Raw genomic sequence first — 17,124 nt, 5'->3', positions numbered from 1 at the left:
AATCACATAAGGCGCACATGATACCGGAGTTAATCATTTCAGGGGAAGAAGCGAACGGCGAGTTCTTGATGCTGGTTCCGGGAAAGATGCTGTTTTGCAGCTTTTGCGTGATGCTTATGAAGCAAGTACGCAAAATTGTATCGGTTGGCTAACCCTTCTTCTTTAGAGTCATAGTGCCCTTTAAGATTAAGTTGTAATATAAATGCATCTTAATGAGGTGGAGGCAGTATGTCCGGCAAGCGTATCTCTCGTGAAAAACTGACGATTAAAAAAATGATCGATCTTTATCAAGCGAAATGCCCGCAGGCGTCAGCGGAGCCGGAGCATTACGAGGCGTTGTTTGTTTACGCGCAAAAGCGGCTGGATAAATGTGTGTTCGGCGAAGAGAAGCCAGCCTGTAAGCAGTGTCCGGTGCACTGTTACCAGCCTGCAAAGCGTGAAGAGATGAAACAGATTATGCGTTGGGCCGGGCCGAGAATGCTGTGGCGTCATCCGATCTTAACCGTGCGTCATCTCATCGATGACAAGCGTCCGGTGCCGGAGTTGCCAGAAAAATATCGTCCAAAGAAATAAATCTGCCGGAGAGCCATACTCTCCGGCAAATAAGGCGCTTACGCTTTGGTAGCAATCAGGATTGCTGATGCTTTGATCAACGCAATAACGCGTGAGCCAGTGGTAAGTTTCATTTCATCCTGACTTTCATTTGTTACCACTGCCACAATTTCAAAACCCGCATCCGTTTTGATATGGACAGTGGCGTTCACTGCGCCTTCGGTGATTGTCGACACGCTGCCAGCAAACTGGTTGCGAGCAGAGAATTTCAGTCCACAGTCTTCCGTGGCCAGCGTTACCCACGGGGCTTTAATCAGGGCAATCGCTTCTTTCCCTTTTGCCAGCCCCAGAGCCTGTTGGCTGCTGTGTGTAACAATCGCCACCAGTTTTGCACCACCTGCCAGCGTCAGTTCTACTTCGTCATTCACCGCGCCCATTGCTACTGCGCTAACTGTTCCGGTTAATTGATTTCTTGCTGAAACTGCCATACTGCCTCCTTTCATTGAATGTTGATCGAGTATAACCACATCTGTTAAATCAATGCCGATTTATCAATTCCCAGTCGCTTCATCCGTGACAGCAGGGTCGTGCGTTTCAGCCCCAGACGTTGCGCAGCGCCTTTAGGCCCGGCAACCACGCCGTTAGTTTCTTTCAGCACGCGAACAATCAACTGATATTCATCTTCGCCCTCCTGAGCGACAACCGTTGCGGCAGGCGGCGTTTCAGGCTCCGGTAAAGCAATATCTGGCAATGACAGCTGCAGCACGTTGCCGCGTGTTAGCAATACCGCGCGCTCAATGACGTTTTCCAGTTCGCGTACGTTACCCGGCCACTCCATGTTGCTCAAGGTGCGCAGCGTCTCGGCAGGAATGCTGTCGATATTGCGCCCCAGACGACGGGCAATTTTGAAGGTAAAGGCTTTCGCCAGCAGCGGAATATCTTCCGGACGCTCGCGTAGTGGCGGCAGGTGGATCGGAAATACGTTCAGGCGGTAATAGAGATCGCTACGGAACTCTCGGTCGGCGACCATTTTTTTCAGATCGCGGTTAGTCGCGGCGATTAGACGCACGTCCGTCTGAATGATTTTGTTGCTGCCGAGGCGTTCAAACTCCTGTTCCTGCAATACACGCAGCAACTTCGGCTGTAACTCCAGTGGCATATCGCCCACTTCGTCGAGGAACAGGGAGCTTTTATCCGCCAGTTCAAAACGACCGATACGCTGGACGCTGGCACCAGTAAAAGCCCCACGTTCATGACCAAACAGATCGCTCTCCAGCAATCCGGCAGGCATCGCCGCGCAGTTCATTTTGACCATGCGGCGATTATTACGCCCACTGAGATTATGGATAGCACGGGCAATCAGCTCTTTACCCGTGCCAGTTTCACCGAGGATCAGCACGGTACTGTCACTTTGCGCCACCATTTCAACTTGTTTAAGCACGCTGTACATGGCTTCGCTGCGGCCAATAATCTCGCCAAATTCACTATCAACATTGTTGAGCTGCTCGGTCAGGGCGAGGTTTTCATCAACCAGCCGTTCTTTCAGACGATGGATTTCCTGATAGGCGAGGGCGTTATCGACAGCGATTGCCACACGTTCGGCAATCTGGCGCAGTAAATTCAGATTGGTAGTGGTAAACACTTTCTCTTCACATTGCGCCAGTTTCAGCACGCCCAGCATGGTGTCGCCAGACATCAGCGGTAACAGGCACAAGGTTTGAATCTGGTTGCCCCAGGTATCGAACAACATGCGTTCATAGGGGGCTAAATCATCCCGCTCGTGGAGATTAATCAGCAGCATCTCTTTACTTTTGAACACGCGTTCGGTGAGGGTTCCGGCTTCATCGACTTCGCTCTGTTCGTGGGCGGGATGCTGTTTATCAAGATAGTGAGTGGAGTAGATGTTGAGTTTGTTTTTACGGTGGCTGCGTAAGACGATACTGATATCGTCAATATCGAAATAGTAATGGATTTCTTTGGCGACTTCGCTGACCAGTTCGTCCATATCCAGGCGGGAAAGCACCGCGTTGGTGATGGCGACCAGGATGCGGAAGTTATCGCGTTCCCGGCATAACAACTCATAGTCGACATTGTTAACGACGCGACTCTGGATTTGTTCGGTGACGACAGAAACGATCTGCGTAAATGTTTGCAGACGATTGAACTCTTTTTCGCTCCAGGGGCGATCGTCATAACGAATAAATTCACAGCCACCAAAAATATGCCCTTCCGCCGCCAGTGGCATCAGGCAATAGTGAGCAAATTTTGGGTATAGCCCACCTGCGGCCAGCTGCGGCCAGGTTTCACAAAATTCTTCGTAACTGCAATGCAGCGTATCAGGGCGCGACAAAATGCTGCGTACCGGACCGTGTGCCAGAACAGTTTCGTCTTCATATTTAATGGGGGTGTCTTTTTCACGCGATGCGTAATAAGACGCACGTTGAGTCTGCGCTTGCCACAACACAATAGCCGCGTTGTCGGCGAGCGCAGAACGCTTTACCAGTTGCGAAAGAGCCTCACACAGCGAGGCCAGATCGGGCTGCTGCAATAGTGTCCGAGTGATGTCGAACAACCCTTGCTGTCCGAGATCACTCATCGGTGTATATGACATTTTGTTCTTCCAGGAAAGCACCGCAAAGCGGTGCAAAAGGTCATTGACTAACTATAGGAGATTTAGAATTTTATTAGCATATACGCGGAAGCGGTTCGGCGTGTGGTAAATCGAGGGTTCGTTTCACGCCATACAGACCGGCAAGACGAACACCTTTACGTTCCACCACTTCACCAATCAGCGCCGCGTCTTTCCCCAGTGGATGGGAATGTAACGCTGCCAGCACTTGCTCTGCCGCGTTGCGTTCAACGGCGATCACCAGTTTGCCTTCGTTGGCAAAGTTCAGGGCGTCCAGTCCCAGCAATTCGCAAACGCCGCGCACGGCAGGTTTAACCGGCAGCGCTGATTCAGAAATTTCAATACCGCAACCGCAGGCTGCCGCGAACTCATGAACCACCGCGTTTACACCACCACGGGTGGCATCACGCAGCGCTTTCACGCCGGGAATGTCACGCAGCGTCTGAATAAGGGGCGTCAGCACCGCGCAGTCGCTGACCAGTTCGCCATCCAGCCCCAGCTGCTCACGCAGGTTAAGGATAGTCGCCCCGTGGTCGCCGAGTGTACCGCTAACCAGCAATACATCGCCTGCGGTTAGCGTCTGTGCGCCCCAGTGAATATTCACCGGAATTGCGCCCATGCCCGCGGTGTTGATAAACAGTTTATCTGCCGCGCCGCGCTGCACCACTTTAGTATCGCCAGTAACGATGGCAATGCCTGCCGTGCGGGCGGTTTCTGCCATGCTGGTCACTACGGCTTTCAGTGTCTCCATCGGCAATCCTTCTTCGAGGATAAAGCCACAGGAGAGATAGCGCGGAATGGCACCACTGACCGCAACGTCATTGGCTGTGCCGCAAATCGCCAGCTTGCCGATATTACCGCCAGGGAAGAACAGCGGGTCAATAACGTAACTGTCGGTGGAGAACGCCAGACGGTCGCCTTCCGCTATCAGTTGCGCCAGATCAAGACGTGCCTGATCTTCCTGCTCTGCCAGCCACGGGTTGGCAAAGGCTTCCAAAAACAGGCTGTTGATTAATTGCTGCATCGCCTGGCCGCCGCTGCCGTGGGCGAGTTGGATATTATTCACGCTTCACTCTCCTGCTGACGATACTGATACCACGCGGCGCACGCTCCTTCGGAGGAGACCATCAGTGCACCAAATGCGGTTTGAGGATTACAGGTGTTACCAAACAGCGGGCATTGATGCGGCTTACATTTGCCCGTTAATACCTCACCACAACGCGCGCGCGGGTCATCGCAGACCTGCTGCGGTGCCGGGCGGAAATGTGCTTCGGCATCGAATCGTTGATAATCCGGCGTCAGGTGCACGCCAGAAGATTCAATCACGCCTAAGCCGCGCCATTCGCTGTCGCCGTTGACACAGAACACATCGGCAATCGCCTGTTGCGCCAGCAGGTTACCGGCATCCGGTACCACCCGACGATACTGATTCTCTACCTTGCTGTGGGCCGCTATTTTCTGCTCCACCAGCATCACCACGCCTTGCAGTAGATCAAGGGGTTCGAAACCAGCGACCACCAGCGGACGATGAAAATCGCTGGCGATAAAATTATAGGCATCAGTGCCGATAACCATACTAACGTGCCCCGGCGCGAGGAACGCGTCGATACCGTTATTCGGCTGTTCCAGCAAACTGCGAAGCGTCGGGATAAGCGTAATGTGCTGGCAGAAGAAGTAAAAATTCTGCACATCACGCGCTTTCGCCTGTTGCAGAGTGATAGCGGTGGTCGGCATGGTGGTTTCAAAACCTAAGCCGAAGAACACCACTTTGCGGGTTGGATTCTCCTGCGCCAGTTTCAACGCATCCATCGGCGAGTAAACGATACGCACATCGGCACCGCGTGCTTTTGCCTGCAACAGCGATCCCTGTTTCCCTGGTACGCGCATGGCGTCGCCAAAGGTACAGAAGATGACTTCCGGATGGCTGGCAATCTCCACGCAGGTGTCGATTCTACCCATCGGCAGTACGCACACCGGGCAACCCGGACCGTGGATAAACTCAACGTTTTCCGGCAGTAACTGGTCGAGGCCGAATTTAAAGATAGCGTGAGTATGACCGCCACACACTTCCATAATCCGCAGAGGGCGTTCGGCTGTGTAAGAGAGATGTGAAGCACGTTCGCGCAGATGCTCAATTAACTGCATCACCTGTTCCGGCGCGCGATATTCATCAACAAAACGCATTATTTTTCCTCGCCATACAACAGCGCGCCGACATCCGGCTCAACGTCAAACATGTTTTGTAAGGCGTCGAGAGTGTCGCGTGCTTCGGCTTCATTAATTACGCTCATGGCAAAGCCAACGTGAACCAGTACCCACTGGCCCACGCGCGGCTGACCGTTTTCATCGCAGCTGCCGACTAACGTTAAATCGACATCGCGCTGAATGCCGCAGACGTCGACTTTCGCCTGGTTACCGTCAATGGTGCGGATCTGGCCGGGAACGCCTATGCACATCGCTGTGTCTCCAGCCAGTTCAGCCACTGGTCCATCCCTTCGCCGCTGGTGGCGGAAATAAGGATGATTTCAATTTCTGGATTGACTTCGCGGGCGCAGGCGATGCACTTCTCAACGTCAAAGTTGAGATACGGCAACAGGTCAACTTTGTTGAGCAGCATCAGCGAGGCGGCGGCAAACATATGCGGATATTTCAGCGGTTTGTCTTCACCTTCGGTAACGGAAAGCACCGCCACTTTGTGTTTTTCACCGAGATCGAAGCTCGCCGGGCATACGAGGTTGCCAACGTTTTCGATAAACAGAATACCGTTATCGTCCAGTGGCAGGCGCGGTGCGGCGTCAGCAATCATCTGTGCGTCAAGATGGCAGCCTTTACCGGTATTCACCTGAATCGCTGGTGTGCCGGTAGCGCGAATGCGTGCGGCATCGTTCACGGTTTGCTGGTCACCTTCAATAACCGCGCACGGAACACTGTCTTTCAGGCGCATTAAGGTTTCCGTCAGCAGGGTGGTTTTACCGGAACCAGGGCTGGAAACCAGGTTGAGCACCAGTTGCTTGCGGGCAGCAAAGCGCGCGCGGTTGCGTTCAGCCAGACGGTTGTTTTTGTCCAGCACGTCAATTTCGACTTCCAGCATCCGGCGCTGGCTCATGCCCGGTGCGTGAGTGCCCGCTTCGCCATGACCGTAATGCAGGTCGCCTTCTTCAGTCTGGCTGGGGATAAATTCAGGCGCTTTAATGCCGGTGATTTTCATCTTCGGGCGTGCCGCCGGGGCAAATGGCGCGCTACGAAACGCGGAATGAGGGTTATGTTCATCACCCTCGATATACAGGTTGCCTTCACCGCAACCGCATGTTGTACACATCGCTCACTCCTGGTCTATTTCTATCCGCCGAATCTGTAAACCGTCGTCTGCCACAATCTGTAGCATGTCACCATGACACTGTGGACAGCGGCGGACGCGCTGGGTCAGTAGCGTCACATACTGTTGGCATGTTTCACACCAGCATTCGGCCTCTTGTTCTTCGAGGTGCAGTTTACAACCTTCCGCCACGCTGCCGCGGCAAACCAGATCAAAACAAAAGGCAAGAGAGCTGGTTTCGACACAAGAAAATGCGCCAATTTTGAGCCAGACCCCAGTTACGCGTTTTGCGCCGTGTTTTGCGGCCTGCTGTTCGATCAATTCCAGTGCCCGTTGGCAGAGGGTTATTTCGTGCATATCGCCTCCCATTAACTATTGCCAGCTACAAGCAATAATTGTGCCAGTGTTGATTATCCCTGCAGTGAATAATGTCGATGATGTCGAAATGACACGTCGACACGGCGACGAAATTCACCAAAATCTTAAAAATCGCTTTAATAACAATAAATTAAAAGTTGGCACAAAAAATGCTTAAAGCTGGCATCTCTGTTAAACGGGTAACCTGACAATGACTATTTGGGAAATAAGCGAGAAAGCCGATTACATCGCACAGCGGCATCGTCGCCTACAGGACCAGTGGCACATCTACTGCAATTCGCTGGTTCAGGGGATCACGTTATCGAAAGCGCGCCTGCATCACGCCATGAGCTGCGCGCCGGACAAAGAACTCTGTTTCGTCCTTTTTGAACATTTTCGTATTTACGTCACCCTGGCGGATGGCTTTAACAGCCACACCATCGAGTATTACGTCGAAACAAAAGATGGCGAAGACAAACAGCGGATTGCGCAGGCGCAACTGAGCATTGACGGCATGATTGATGGCAAGGTCAACATCCGCGATCGCGAACAGGTTCTGGAACACTATCTCGAAAAAATCGCTGGCGTTTACGACAGCTTATACACCGCCATTGAAAACAATGTGCCGGTGAATTTAAGCCAACTGGTAAAGGGACAAAGCCCGGCAGCATGAGCTGAGGCTTTGCCCGTTTTGCAGGCGTTACGCCTGTTTGGGGATGGGCGTGTCGATGAGTGTCGAAAATGACATTTCATCGGCATGTTTTCGTCAAAAATGACAATCACCTGAGGAATGCCTGGTGAATCGTTTTGTAATTGCTGACTCCACGCTCTGTATCGGTTGCCACACTTGTGAGGCCGCCTGTTCAGAGACGCATCGCCAGCACGGCCTGCAATCAATGCCGCGCCTGAGAGTGATGCTCAATGAAAAAGAATCTGCGCCGCAGCTCTGTCACCACTGTGAAGATGCACCCTGCGCGGTGGTCTGCCCGGTTAACGCCATCACCCGCGTTGATGGGGCCGTGCAGTTGAATGAAAGTCTGTGCGTAAGCTGCAAACTGTGCGGCATCGCCTGCCCGTTTGGCGCAATCGAATTTTCCGGCAGCCGTCCGCTGGATATTCCGGCAAACGCCAATACCCCGAAAGCGCCACCGGCACCGCCTGCTCCGGCGCGTGTCAGCACATTGCTTGACTGGGTGCCAGGTATTCGCGCGATCGCCGTCAAATGTGACCTTTGTAGCTTTGATGAACAAGGTCCGGCCTGCGTGCGGATGTGCCCGACTAAAGCCCTGCATCTGGTGGATAACACCGATATCGCCCGCGTCAGCAAACGTAAGCGTGAGCTGACCTTTAACACGGACTTTGGCGATCTCACCTTGTTTCAGCAGGCTCAAAGTGGAGAGGCTAAATGAGCGCAATTTCCCTGATCAATAGCGGCGTGGCGTGGTTTGTCGCCGCCGCTGTTCTGGCATTTCTCTTTTCTTTTCAAAAGGCGCTAAGCGGCTGGATAGCCGGAATTGGCGGCGCGGTTGGTAGTCTGTATACGGCAGCAGCGGGCTTCACAGTACTGACTGGCGCGGTTGGCGTGAGCGGTGCGCTGTCGCTGGTAAGCTACGATGTGCAAATCTCTCCGCTTAACGCGATTTGGCTGATTACGCTCGGTCTGTGCGGTCTGTTTGTCAGCCTCTACAACATTGACTGGCATCGCCACGCGCAGGTGAAGTGCAACGGCTTGCAGATCAATATGTTGATGGCTGCCGCCGTCTGCGCCGTCATCGCCAGCAACCTCGGCATGTTCGTGGTAATGGCTGAAGTCATGGCCTTGTGTGCGGTGTTCCTCACCAACAACAGCAAAGAGGGCAAACTGTGGTTTGCGCTGGGGCGTCTTGGCACTCTGCTGCTGGCGATTGCTTGCTGGCTGCTGTGGCAGCGTTACGGCACGCTGGATCTGCGCCTGCTGGATATGCGTATGCAACAGCTGCCGCTCGGTTCCGATATCTGGCTGCTCGGTGTGATTGGCTTTGGCCTGCTGGCCGGGATTATTCCGCTGCACGGCTGGGTGCCGCAGGCACATGCGAACGCCTCTGCGCCAGCTGCCGCGTTGTTTTCTACGGTAGTCATGAAAATTGGCCTGCTGGGCATTTTAACCCTGTCGCTGCTGGGTGGTAATGCACCGCTGTGGTGGGGGATCGCGCTGCTGGTGCTCGGTATGATCACCGCGTTCGTCGGTGGTCTGTATGCGCTGATGGAGCATAACATCCAGCGTCTACTGGCTTACCACACCCTGGAAAATATCGGCATTATCCTGCTGGGGCTGGGCGCTGGCGTAACGGGTATCGCGCTCGAACAACCGGCGCTGATTGCTCTTGGCCTGGTCGGTGGTCTGTACCATCTGCTTAACCATAGCCTGTTCAAAAGCGTACTGTTCCTCGGGGCGGGGAGCGTCTGGTTCCGTACCGGTCATCGCGATATCGAAAAACTCGGTGGTATTGGCAAGAAAATGCCGGTTATCTCCATCGCCATGTTAGTCGGGTTGATGGCAATGGCTGCGCTGCCGCCGCTGAACGGGTTTGCCGGGGAATGGGTTATCTATCAATCCTTTTTCAAACTGAGCAATAGTGGCGCGTTTGTTGCACGTCTGCTGGGGCCGCTGCTCGCTGTGGGGCTGGCAATTACCGGTGCGCTGGCGGTTATGTGTATGGCGAAAGTCTATGGCGTCACGTTCCTCGGCGCGCCGCGTACCAAAGAAGCCGAAAACGCCACCTGTGCGCCGCTCCTGATGAGCGTAAGCGTAGTGGCACTGGCGATTTGCTGCGTAATTGGCGGTGTTGCTGCGCCGTGGCTGCTGCCGATGCTGTCTGCTGCTGTACCTCTGCCGCTGGAGCCTGCTAACACCACCGTTTCTCAACCGATGATCACGTTGCTGCTGATTGCCTGCCCGCTGCTGCCATTCATCATTATGGCGATTTGCAAAGGCGATCGTTTGCCATCGCGTTCCCGCGGTGCGGCCTGGGTGTGCGGTTACGACCACGAAAAATCAATGGTGATTACCGCTCACGGTTTTGCCATGCCGGTGAAACAGGCGTTTGCGCCGGTGCTGAAACTGCGCAAATGGCTGAATCCGGTGTCGCTGGTGCCGGGCTGGCAGTGCGAGGGGAGTGCGTTGCTGTTCCGCCGGATGGCGCTGGTTGAACTGGCGGTACTGGTGGTGATTATTGTTTCACGAGGAGCCTGAGAATGAGTGTTTTATATCCGTTAATTCAGGCGCTGGTGTTATTTGCCGTTGCGCCGCTGCTCTCCGGTATAACCCGCGTGGCGCGCGCCCGCTTGCATAACCGTCGCGGGCCGGGCGTGTTGCAGGAGTATCGCGACATTATCAAACTGCTGGGGCGTCAGAGCGTTGGCCCGGATGCCTCCGGCTGGGTGTTCCGCCTGACGCCGTATGTGATGGTGGGCGTCATGCTGACTATCGCTACTGCGCTGCCGGTGGTGACCGTTGGTTCTCCGCTGCCGCAACTGGGCGATTTGATCACCTTACTGTATCTCTTTGCCATCGCGCGTTTCTTCTTTGCCATTTCCGGTCTGGATACCGGTAGCCCGTTTACTGCTATCGGCGCGAGCCGTGAAGCGATGCTTGGCGTGCTGGTCGAACCGATGCTGCTGCTTGGTCTGTGGGTTGCCGCACAGGTTGCCGGTTCCACCAACATCAGCAACATCACCGACACCGTTTATCACTGGCCGCTGAGCCAGAGCATCCCGCTGGTGCTGGCGCTTTGTGCCTGTGCGTTCGCCACTTTTATCGAAATGGGAAAACTGCCGTTCGACCTGGCGGAAGCCGAGCAGGAGTTGCAGGAAGGTCCGCTCTCTGAGTACAGCGGCAGCGGCTTTGGCGTCATGAAATGGGGTATCAGCCTGAAACAGTTGGTGGTGCTGCAGATGTTCGTCGGGGTGTTTATTCCGTGGGGACAAATGGAAACCTTCACCGTCGGTGGGCTGCTGCTGGCGTTGGTGATTGCCATCGTCAAACTGGTGGTCGGCGTCCTGGTTATCGCGCTGTTCGAAAACAGCATGGCCCGTCTGCGTCTTGATATTACTCCGCGCATTACCTGGGCTGGGTTTGGCTTTGCATTTTTAGCGTTCGTCTCCTTGCTGGCGGCGTGATTAAAGAGAGTTTGAGCATGTCTGAAGAAAAATTAGGTCAACATTATCTCGCCGCGCTGAATGAGGCATTTCCGGGCGTCGTGCTGGACCACGCCTGGCAGACCAAAGATCAGCTGACTGTCACCGTAAAGGTGAACTACCTGCCGGAAGTGGTGGAGTTTCTTTACTACAAACAGGGTGGCTGGCTGTCGGTACTGTTTGGTAACGACGAACGCAAACTGAATGGTCATTACGCCGTTTATTACGTGCTGTCGATGGAGAAGGGCACCAAGTGTTGGGTAACGGTTCGCGTCGAAGTTGATGCCAACAAACCGGAGTATCCGTCCGTGACGCCGCGCGTTCCGGCGGCGGTGTGGGGCGAGCGCGAAGTGCGCGATATGTACGGTTTGATTCCGGTAGGGCTGCCGGATGAACGCCGTCTGGTGCTGCCGGATGACTGGCCGGATGAACTTTATCCGCTGCGTAAAGACAGCATGGATTATCGTCAACGTCCGGCACCGACCACCGATGCTGAAACCTACGAGTTCATCAACGAACTGGGCGACAAGAAAAACAACGTCGTGCCGATTGGTCCGCTGCACGTCACTTCTGACGAACCGGGTCACTTCCGTCTGTTCGTCGATGGCGAAAACATTATCGACGCCGACTACCGTCTGTTCTACGTCCATCGCGGCATGGAAAAACTGGCGGAAACCCGCATGGGTTATAACGAAGTGACCTTCCTCTCTGACCGTGTGTGCGGGATCTGCGGCTTTGCTCACAGCACCGCCTACACCACGTCGGTGGAAAACGCGATGGGTATTCAGGTGCCAGAACGTGCGCAGATGATCCGCGCCATTCTGCTGGAGGTGGAACGCCTGCACTCGCATCTGCTCAACCTCGGCCTCGCCTGCCACTTTACCGGCTTCGACTCCGGCTTTATGCAGTTCTTCCGCGTGCGTGAAACCTCCATGAAAATGGCAGAGATCCTTACCGGTGCGCGTAAAACCTACGGCCTGAACCTGATCGGCGGGATTCGTCGCGATCTGCTGAAAGATGACATGATCCAGACCCGTCAACTGGCGCAACAGATGCGTCGTGAAGTGCAGGAGCTGGTGGATGTGCTGCTGAGTACGCCGAACATGGAACAGCGCACTGTCGGCATTGGTCGTCTGGACCCGGAAATCGCTCGCGACTTCAGTAACGTTGGCCCGATGGTCCGCGCCAGCGGTCACGCCCGCGATACTCGCGCCGATCACCCGTTTGTTGGTTATGGCTTGCTGCCAATGGAAGTCCACAGCGAGCAGGGCTGCGACGTTATTTCCCGTCTGAAAGTGCGTATCAACGAAGTCTATACCGCGCTGAACATGATCGACTACGGTCTGGATAACCTGCCGGGTGACCCGCTGATGGTGGAAGGCTTTACCTACATTCCGCACCGCTTTGCGCTGGGCTTTGCCGAAGCGCCGCGCGGCGACGATATCCACTGGAGCATGACCGGCGACAACCAGAAGCTGTACCGCTGGCGCTGCCGTGCCGCGACTTACGCGAACTGGCCGACCCTGCGCTACATGCTGCGTGGCAATACCGTTTCCGATGCGCCGCTGATTATCGGTAGCCTCGACCCTTGCTACTCCTGTACCGACCGCATGACCGTGGTCGATGTGCGTAAGAAGAAGAGCAAAGTGGTGCCGTACAAAGAACTCGAGCGTTACAGCATTGAGCGTAAAAACTCGCCGCTGAAATAAGGAATCGCCATGTTTACCTTTATCAAAAAAGTCATCAAAACCGGCACGGCGACCTCGTCTTATCCGCTGGAGCCGATTGCGGTTGATAAAAACTTCCGTGGTAAGCCAGAGCAGAACCCGCAGCAGTGCATCGGCTGCGCGGCCTGCGTCAATGCCTGCCCGTCAAACGCCTTAACGGTTGAAACTGATCTCGCCACAGGAGAGCTTGCGTGGGAGTTTAATCTCGGGCGTTGCATCTTCTGTGGACGCTGCGAAGAAGTTTGCCCGACGGCGGCGATCAAACTGTCGCAAGAGTACGAACTGGCGGTGTGGAAGAAAGAAGACTTCCTGCAACAGTCCCGCTTCGCGCTGTGTAACTGCCGCGTCTGCAATCGTCCTTTCGCCGTTCAGAAAGAGATCGACTACGCCATTGCGCTGCTTAAGCACAACGGCGACAGCCGCGCGGAAAACCACCGCGAAAGCTTTGAGACTTGCCCGGAATGTAAGCGCCAGAAATGCCTAGTGCCGTCCGACCGTATTGAACTGACTCGCCATATGAAAGAGGCCATCTGATGAGCAATTTATTAGGCCCCCGTGACGCCAACGGCATTCCGGTCCCGATGACGGTGGATGAATCCATCGCCAGTATGAAGGCGTCGTTACTGAAAAAAATCAAACGCTCTGCCTACGTTTACCGCGTGGACTGCGGCGGCTGCAACGGCTGCGAAATCGAAATTTTCGCCACGCTTTCGCCGCTGTTTGATGCAGAACGCTTCGGCATTAAAGTCGTTCCTTCACCGCGTCATGCGGATATTTTACTGTTTACCGGCGCGGTCACCCGTGCAATGCGATCCCCTGCGCTGCGTGCGTGGCAGTCCGCGCCGGACCCGAAAATCTGTATCTCCTACGGTGCCTGCGGTAACAGTGGCGGGATCTTCCACGATCTCTACTGCGTGTGGGGCGGTACGGATAAAATCGTCCCGGTGGATGTTTATATCCCTGGCTGCCCGCCAACGCCAGCGGCCACGCTGTACGGCTTTGCAATGGCGCTCGGCCTGCTGGAGCAGAAAATTCACGCCCGTGGCCCGGGTGAGCAGGATGAACAACCGGCAGAAATTCTGCATGGCGATATGGTGCAGCCGCTGCGTGTGAAAGTGGATCGCGAAGCACGTCGACTGGCGGGTTATCGTTACGGTCGTCAGATTGCCGATGACTTCCTGACACAGTTAGGGCAGGGCGAAGAACAGGTTGCACGCTGGCTGGAAGCGGAAAACGATCCGCGTCTGAACGAGATTGTCAGCCATCTGAATCATGTTGTTGAAGAGGCGCGTATCCGATGAGTGAAAAGGTGGTGTTCAGTCAACTGAGCCGTAAATTTATTGATGAGAACGATGCCACGCCCGCCGAGGCGCAGCAGGTGGTCTATTACAGCCTGGCGATTGGTCACCACCTTGGGGTTATCGATTGCCTGGAAGCGGCGCTCACCTGCCCGTGGGATGACTATCTGGCATGGATTGCCACTCTGGAGGCGGGCAGCGAAGCCCGCCGCAAAATGGAAGGCGTGCCGAAATATGGTGAGATCGTCATCGACATTAACCATGTGCCGATGCTGGCTAATGCATTCGATAAAGCCCGGGCAGCGCAAACTTCGCAGCAGAAGGAATGGAGTACAATGCTGTTAAGTATGCTGCATGATATTCATCAGGAAAACGCCATCTATTTGATGGTGAGGAGACTGCGTGACTGACGTTTTACTCTGTGTTGGCAATAGCATGATGGGCGATGATGGCGCAGGCCCGCTGCTGGCGGAAAAGTGCGCTGCCGCGCCGAAAGGTAACTGGGTGGTGATTGACGGCGGTAGCGCACCGGAAAACGACATCGTCGCTATCCGTGAACTGCGCCCGACACGACTGCTGATTGTCGACGCCACGGATATGGGGCTAAACCCCGGCGAAATCCGCATCATCGACCCGGATGATATCGCCGAGATGTTTATGATGACTACCCATAACATGCCGTTGAACTACCTTATCGATCAGTTGAAAGAAGATATTGGCGAAGTGATTTTCCTCGGCATCCAGCCGGATATCGTCGGCTTTTACTACCCGATGACACAGCCGATTAAAGATGCGGTAGAAACCGTTTATCAACGACTGGAAGGCTGGGAAGGGAACGGCGGCTTCGCGCAGTTAGCGGTGGAAGAATAATTCTTCATTAGGGAATTCAGGGAATTGAACATCAGAACAGGGATGTGCGCTTTTTTATTGAGCTTAGTGCTGCCTGCACAGGCCACCAGCTTTACCGAATATCTGCCAATGAGTGACAGCGAATATGCGCAAAAGCGGGCGCTGAAACCTCTCCTGACCATGCCTTATGATGCCGAGCAAACCTGGCATTTTAGAAAAGTGGGCGTCTGACACGATACTACAGAGAGAACAAAGAATGACTGCTAATGCTGCACGCGCTGTTAAAGCAACAAGAGAACTGGTCAATGCAGTCCCCTTTCTGGGAGGCAGTGACTCAGAAGATGATTATCGTGAAGCACTGGAACTGGTCGAATATTGATTGAAGAAGATGACACCAATCCACTTATCGACTTTCTGGCGAGCCGCATTGCAGAATATGAAAACAACAACGAAAAGTTTGCAGAGTTCGACAAAGCCGTTGCGGCAATGCCGGTTGGCGTAGCGTTACTTCGTACGCTGATTGATCAACATAATCTGACCTATGCGGATTTGAAGAACGAAATCGGTTCTAAATCCCTGGTCAGCCAGATCTTGTCTGGACAACGATCCCTGACGATATCCCACATTAAGGCACTTTCAGCCCGATTTGGCGTTAAGCCTGAATGGTTTCTTTGATTTTTGACTGATGCCAATCCACAGATTGCCCGATGCGCTGCGCTTATCGGGCCTACATGTCGCACGAACTATGTAGGCCGGATAAGGCGTTCACGCCGCATCCGGCACGGTTGCTTACTCTAAATCTTCCCCATTACTGGCAATCACTTTTTTATACCACCAGAACGATTTCTTACGCGTGCGCGTCAGCGTGCCGTTGCCTGCGTCGTCACGGTCTACGTAGACAAAACCGTAGCGTTTGCTCATTTCACCCGTAGAGGCGGAAACTAAATCAATACAGCCCCAGGTGGTGTAGCCCATCAGCGGAATGCCGTCTGCAATCGCTTCGCCCATTGCGCGGATATGTTCGCGTAAATAGCTGATGCGATAGTCATCGTTAATCTCACCATTGGCAGCAAATTCATCTTTTGCGCCCAGGCCGTTTTCCACCAGAAACAGCGGCTTCTGATAGCGGTCGTACATCATGTTCATGGTGATACGCAGACCGAGTGGATCAATTCCCCAGCCCCAGTCACTTACCTGTAAATATGGGTTACGCAGCGATTTCACCACGTTCGCCGCACTGCTGTTGTTGGCGTTCATCTCCGCCGAGGCGCATCGCGAGGCGTAATAGCTGAAGGAGACAAAATCGACGGTGTTTTTCAGGATTTCATCATCGCCCGGTGCTTTGTCGATGGTTACCCCTTTTTCGCGGAATACGCGGGCAGAGTAAGCCGGATACGCGCCCCGCGCCTGCACATCGATAAAAAACAGGTTTTCCCGGTCTTTCTCCAGCGCCGCCCAGACATCTTCCGGCTTGCAACTGTAAGGGTAGAAGTTACCGCCCGCCAGCATACAGCCCACCTGATTTTGCGGGTTAACCTCATGGGCGATTTTGGTGGCTAGCGCACTGGCAACCAGCTGGTGATGCGCGGCCTGATATTTCACCTGATCCTGATTTTCACCTTCTTCAAACACCAGACCCGCGCCGGAGAACGGGCTATGCAACATAATGTTGATTTCATTGAAGGTTAGCCAGTATTTCACCAGACCATCAAATGCTTCAAAGCAGGTTCTGGCGTAGCGGCTGAAAAACTCCACCAGCTTGCGGTTACGCCAGGAGCCATATTCGGTGACCAGATGCATCGGCACATCGAAGTGGCACAACGTGACCAGCGGTTCGATACCGTACTTTTTACACTCTTCAAAGACAGAACGATAAAAAGCAATGCCCTGCTGATTGGGCGTGATTTCATCGCCCTGCGGAAAGAGACGGCTCCAGGCAATTGAGGTACGGAAAACCTTGAATCCCATCTCTGCCATCAGGGCGATATCTTCTTTATAACGATGATAAAAATCCGTCGCCTCATGGCTGGGATAAAACTCGTCATCGCGCAACTGAAAACGTTTTTCCAGCCCCAGTTTCACCGCCATTCGATGCTCGCCGTGTGGGATCATATCGACCGTTGTCAGTCCTTTGCCACCTTCACGGAACGCACCTTCAGACTGGTTGGCGGCAAGCGCGCCGCCCCATAAAAAACCTTCTGGAAATACTGACATTTTCAT

General features: G+C 54.1%; 20 protein-coding genes and 1 pseudogene. 13 read left to right on the top strand and 8 right to left on the bottom strand.

Annotated features, from left to right (window positions below; genetic code table 11):
* The first annotated feature begins 17 nt into the window (after positions 1-17).
* Positions 18-152 carry a hypothetical protein gene (locus OQV04_RS08815; protein WP_000611932.1) on the top strand — a complete coding sequence of 45 codons (135 nt, stop codon included), beginning with the start codon at positions 18-20 and terminating at the stop codon, positions 150-152.
* A gap of 76 nt (positions 153-228) precedes the next feature.
* Entirely contained in the window at positions 229-573 is a 345-nt protein-coding gene (locus OQV04_RS08810) for a nitrous oxide-stimulated promoter family protein (RefSeq protein ID WP_000015494.1), read from the top strand.
* Between the two features lie 38 nt (positions 574-611).
* Here OQV04_RS08810 and OQV04_RS08805 read toward each other — a convergent pair whose 3' ends face one another.
* From OQV04_RS08805 to hypA, 7 genes are all read right to left on the bottom strand, one after another.
* Complete coding sequence (locus OQV04_RS08805; protein WP_000301062.1) at positions 612-1,040, bottom strand: TOBE domain-containing protein; 429 nt, start codon at positions 1,038-1,040, stop codon at positions 612-614.
* A gap of 44 nt (positions 1,041-1,084) precedes the next feature.
* The gene (flhA, locus tag OQV04_RS08800; protein WP_032281494.1) at positions 1,085-3,163 is read right to left on the bottom strand and encodes a formate hydrogenlyase transcriptional activator FlhA; all 2,079 of its coding nucleotides are present in this window, start codon (positions 3,161-3,163) and stop codon (positions 1,085-1,087) included.
* A 73-nt stretch (positions 3,164-3,236) separates the two neighbouring features.
* A complete protein-coding gene (gene hypE, locus OQV04_RS08795; RefSeq protein WP_032281493.1) occupies positions 3,237-4,247 on the bottom strand; it encodes a hydrogenase maturation carbamoyl dehydratase HypE in 1,011 nt (336 codons plus the stop codon).
* A complete protein-coding gene (gene hypD, locus OQV04_RS08790) occupies positions 4,244-5,365 on the bottom strand; it encodes a hydrogenase formation protein HypD (RefSeq protein WP_032281492.1) in 1,122 nt (373 codons plus the stop codon). The genes hypE and hypD overlap by 4 nt, the downstream gene beginning before the upstream one ends.
* Positions 5,365-5,637: a hydrogenase 3 maturation protein HypC gene (gene hypC / locus OQV04_RS08785; protein WP_000334881.1), complete on the bottom strand. Its 273-nt coding sequence runs from the start codon at positions 5,635-5,637 to the stop codon at positions 5,365-5,367. The genes hypD and hypC overlap by 1 nt, the downstream gene beginning before the upstream one ends.
* Positions 5,628-6,500 (bottom strand): hydrogenase nickel incorporation protein HypB, encoded by an 873-nt coding sequence (gene hypB, locus OQV04_RS08780; protein ID WP_032281491.1) that lies wholly within the window; start codon positions 6,498-6,500, stop codon positions 5,628-5,630. The genes hypC and hypB overlap by 10 nt, the downstream gene beginning before the upstream one ends.
* Positions 6,501-6,503: 3 nt before the next feature.
* Positions 6,504-6,854 carry a hydrogenase maturation nickel metallochaperone HypA gene (gene hypA / locus OQV04_RS08775; protein WP_001299100.1) on the bottom strand — a complete coding sequence of 117 codons (351 nt, stop codon included), beginning with the start codon at positions 6,852-6,854 and terminating at the stop codon, positions 6,504-6,506.
* A gap of 211 nt (positions 6,855-7,065) precedes the next feature.
* On the opposite strand from hypA, the gene hycA reads away from it, so the two are divergent.
* From hycA to OQV04_RS08720, 11 genes and pseudogenes are all read left to right on the top strand, one after another.
* Positions 7,066-7,527 (top strand): formate hydrogenlyase regulator HycA, encoded by a 462-nt coding sequence (gene hycA, locus OQV04_RS08770; RefSeq protein WP_000158056.1) that lies wholly within the window; start codon positions 7,066-7,068, stop codon positions 7,525-7,527.
* 124 nt (positions 7,528-7,651) lie between these two features.
* Positions 7,652-8,263 carry a formate hydrogenlyase subunit HycB gene (gene hycB, locus OQV04_RS08765; RefSeq protein ID WP_001079186.1) on the top strand — a complete coding sequence of 204 codons (612 nt, stop codon included), beginning with the start codon at positions 7,652-7,654 and terminating at the stop codon, positions 8,261-8,263.
* Positions 8,260-10,086, top strand: coding sequence for a formate hydrogenlyase subunit 3 (hycC, locus tag OQV04_RS08760; protein WP_032281490.1), 1,827 nt, complete (start codon positions 8,260-8,262; stop codon positions 10,084-10,086). Before hycB ends, hycC begins: the two co-directional genes overlap by 4 nt.
* Before the next feature lie 2 nt (positions 10,087-10,088).
* Positions 10,089-11,012, top strand: a complete 924-nt coding sequence (gene hycD / locus OQV04_RS08755) for a formate hydrogenlyase subunit HycD (protein ID WP_000115226.1) — start codon at positions 10,089-10,091, stop codon at positions 11,010-11,012.
* A 17-nt stretch (positions 11,013-11,029) separates the two neighbouring features.
* Positions 11,030-12,739, top strand: coding sequence for a formate hydrogenlyase subunit HycE (gene hycE / locus OQV04_RS08750; RefSeq protein WP_247806625.1), 1,710 nt, complete (start codon positions 11,030-11,032; stop codon positions 12,737-12,739).
* A 9-nt stretch (positions 12,740-12,748) separates the two neighbouring features.
* The gene (gene hycF, locus OQV04_RS08745; RefSeq protein ID WP_000493785.1) at positions 12,749-13,291 is read left to right on the top strand and encodes a formate hydrogenlyase subunit HycF; all 543 of its coding nucleotides are present in this window, start codon (positions 12,749-12,751) and stop codon (positions 13,289-13,291) included.
* Positions 13,291-14,058, top strand: a complete 768-nt coding sequence (hycG, locus tag OQV04_RS08740) for a formate hydrogenlyase subunit HycG (protein ID WP_000067399.1) — start codon at positions 13,291-13,293, stop codon at positions 14,056-14,058. The genes hycF and hycG overlap by 1 nt, the downstream gene beginning before the upstream one ends.
* Positions 14,055-14,465: a formate hydrogenlyase assembly protein HycH gene (hycH, locus tag OQV04_RS08735; RefSeq protein ID WP_001291913.1), complete on the top strand. Its 411-nt coding sequence runs from the start codon at positions 14,055-14,057 to the stop codon at positions 14,463-14,465. Before hycG ends, hycH begins: the two co-directional genes overlap by 4 nt.
* On the top strand, positions 14,458-14,925 hold the full coding sequence (hycI, locus tag OQV04_RS08730; protein WP_000132960.1) for a hydrogenase maturation peptidase HycI: 468 nt from the start codon (positions 14,458-14,460) through the stop codon (positions 14,923-14,925). The genes hycH and hycI overlap by 8 nt, the downstream gene beginning before the upstream one ends.
* Before the next feature lie 24 nt (positions 14,926-14,949).
* Complete coding sequence (locus OQV04_RS08725) at positions 14,950-15,135, top strand: hypothetical protein (RefSeq protein WP_023601759.1); 186 nt, start codon at positions 14,950-14,952, stop codon at positions 15,133-15,135.
* A gap of 25 nt (positions 15,136-15,160) precedes the next feature.
* Positions 15,161-15,579: pseudogene (locus OQV04_RS08720) on the top strand (helix-turn-helix domain-containing protein).
* A gap of 114 nt (positions 15,580-15,693) precedes the next feature.
* Here the strand turns inward: OQV04_RS08720 and ascB are convergent.
* Complete coding sequence (ascB, locus tag OQV04_RS08715) at positions 15,694-17,118, bottom strand: 6-phospho-beta-glucosidase AscB (RefSeq protein WP_032281506.1); 1,425 nt, start codon at positions 17,116-17,118, stop codon at positions 15,694-15,696.
* Between the last annotated feature and the right edge of the window lie 6 nt (positions 17,119-17,124).

The sequence above is a fragment of the Escherichia sp. Lx600-2 genome (assembly GCF_036662595.1).
In the GTDB taxonomy this organism is placed as follows: domain Bacteria; phylum Pseudomonadota; class Gammaproteobacteria; order Enterobacterales; family Enterobacteriaceae; genus Escherichia; species Escherichia coli.
The sequence above is the reverse complement of the archived record's forward strand: the minus strand, read 5'-3'. Positions and strand labels throughout refer to the sequence as shown.

What these genes read in the sequence shown, in the direction of transcription:
- OQV04_RS08815 (WP_000611932.1), top strand. Translation starts at nt 18, where the DNA reads ATGATACCGGAGTTAATCATTTCAGGGGAAGAAGCGAACGGCGAGTTC.
- hycH (WP_001291913.1), top strand. Translation starts at nt 14,055, where the DNA reads ATGAGTGAAAAGGTGGTGTTCAGTCAACTGAGCCGTAAATTTATTGAT.
- hypD (WP_032281492.1), bottom strand. Translation starts at nt 5,365, where the DNA reads ATGCGTTTTGTTGATGAATATCGCGCGCCGGAACAGGTGATGCAGTTA.
- hycF (WP_000493785.1), top strand. Translation starts at nt 12,749, where the DNA reads ATGTTTACCTTTATCAAAAAAGTCATCAAAACCGGCACGGCGACCTCG.
- hypA (WP_001299100.1), bottom strand. Translation starts at nt 6,854, where the DNA reads ATGCACGAAATAACCCTCTGCCAACGGGCACTGGAATTGATCGAACAG.
- hycE (WP_247806625.1), top strand. Translation starts at nt 11,030, where the DNA reads ATGTCTGAAGAAAAATTAGGTCAACATTATCTCGCCGCGCTGAATGAG.
- OQV04_RS08805 (WP_000301062.1), bottom strand. Translation starts at nt 1,040, where the DNA reads ATGGCAGTTTCAGCAAGAAATCAATTAACCGGAACAGTTAGCGCAGTA.
- hypB (WP_032281491.1), bottom strand. Translation starts at nt 6,500, where the DNA reads ATGTGTACAACATGCGGTTGCGGTGAAGGCAACCTGTATATCGAGGGT.
- flhA (WP_032281494.1), bottom strand. Translation starts at nt 3,163, where the DNA reads ATGTCATATACACCGATGAGTGATCTCGGACAGCAAGGGTTGTTCGAC.
- hycG (WP_000067399.1), top strand. Translation starts at nt 13,291, where the DNA reads ATGAGCAATTTATTAGGCCCCCGTGACGCCAACGGCATTCCGGTCCCG.
- hypC (WP_000334881.1), bottom strand. Translation starts at nt 5,637, where the DNA reads ATGTGCATAGGCGTTCCCGGCCAGATCCGCACCATTGACGGTAACCAG.
- hycD (WP_000115226.1), top strand. Translation starts at nt 10,089, where the DNA reads ATGAGTGTTTTATATCCGTTAATTCAGGCGCTGGTGTTATTTGCCGTT.
- ascB (WP_032281506.1), bottom strand. Translation starts at nt 17,118, where the DNA reads ATGTCAGTATTTCCAGAAGGTTTTTTATGGGGCGGCGCGCTTGCCGCC.
- hycA (WP_000158056.1), top strand. Translation starts at nt 7,066, where the DNA reads ATGACTATTTGGGAAATAAGCGAGAAAGCCGATTACATCGCACAGCGG.
- OQV04_RS08810 (WP_000015494.1), top strand. Translation starts at nt 229, where the DNA reads ATGTCCGGCAAGCGTATCTCTCGTGAAAAACTGACGATTAAAAAAATG.
- hycC (WP_032281490.1), top strand. Translation starts at nt 8,260, where the DNA reads ATGAGCGCAATTTCCCTGATCAATAGCGGCGTGGCGTGGTTTGTCGCC.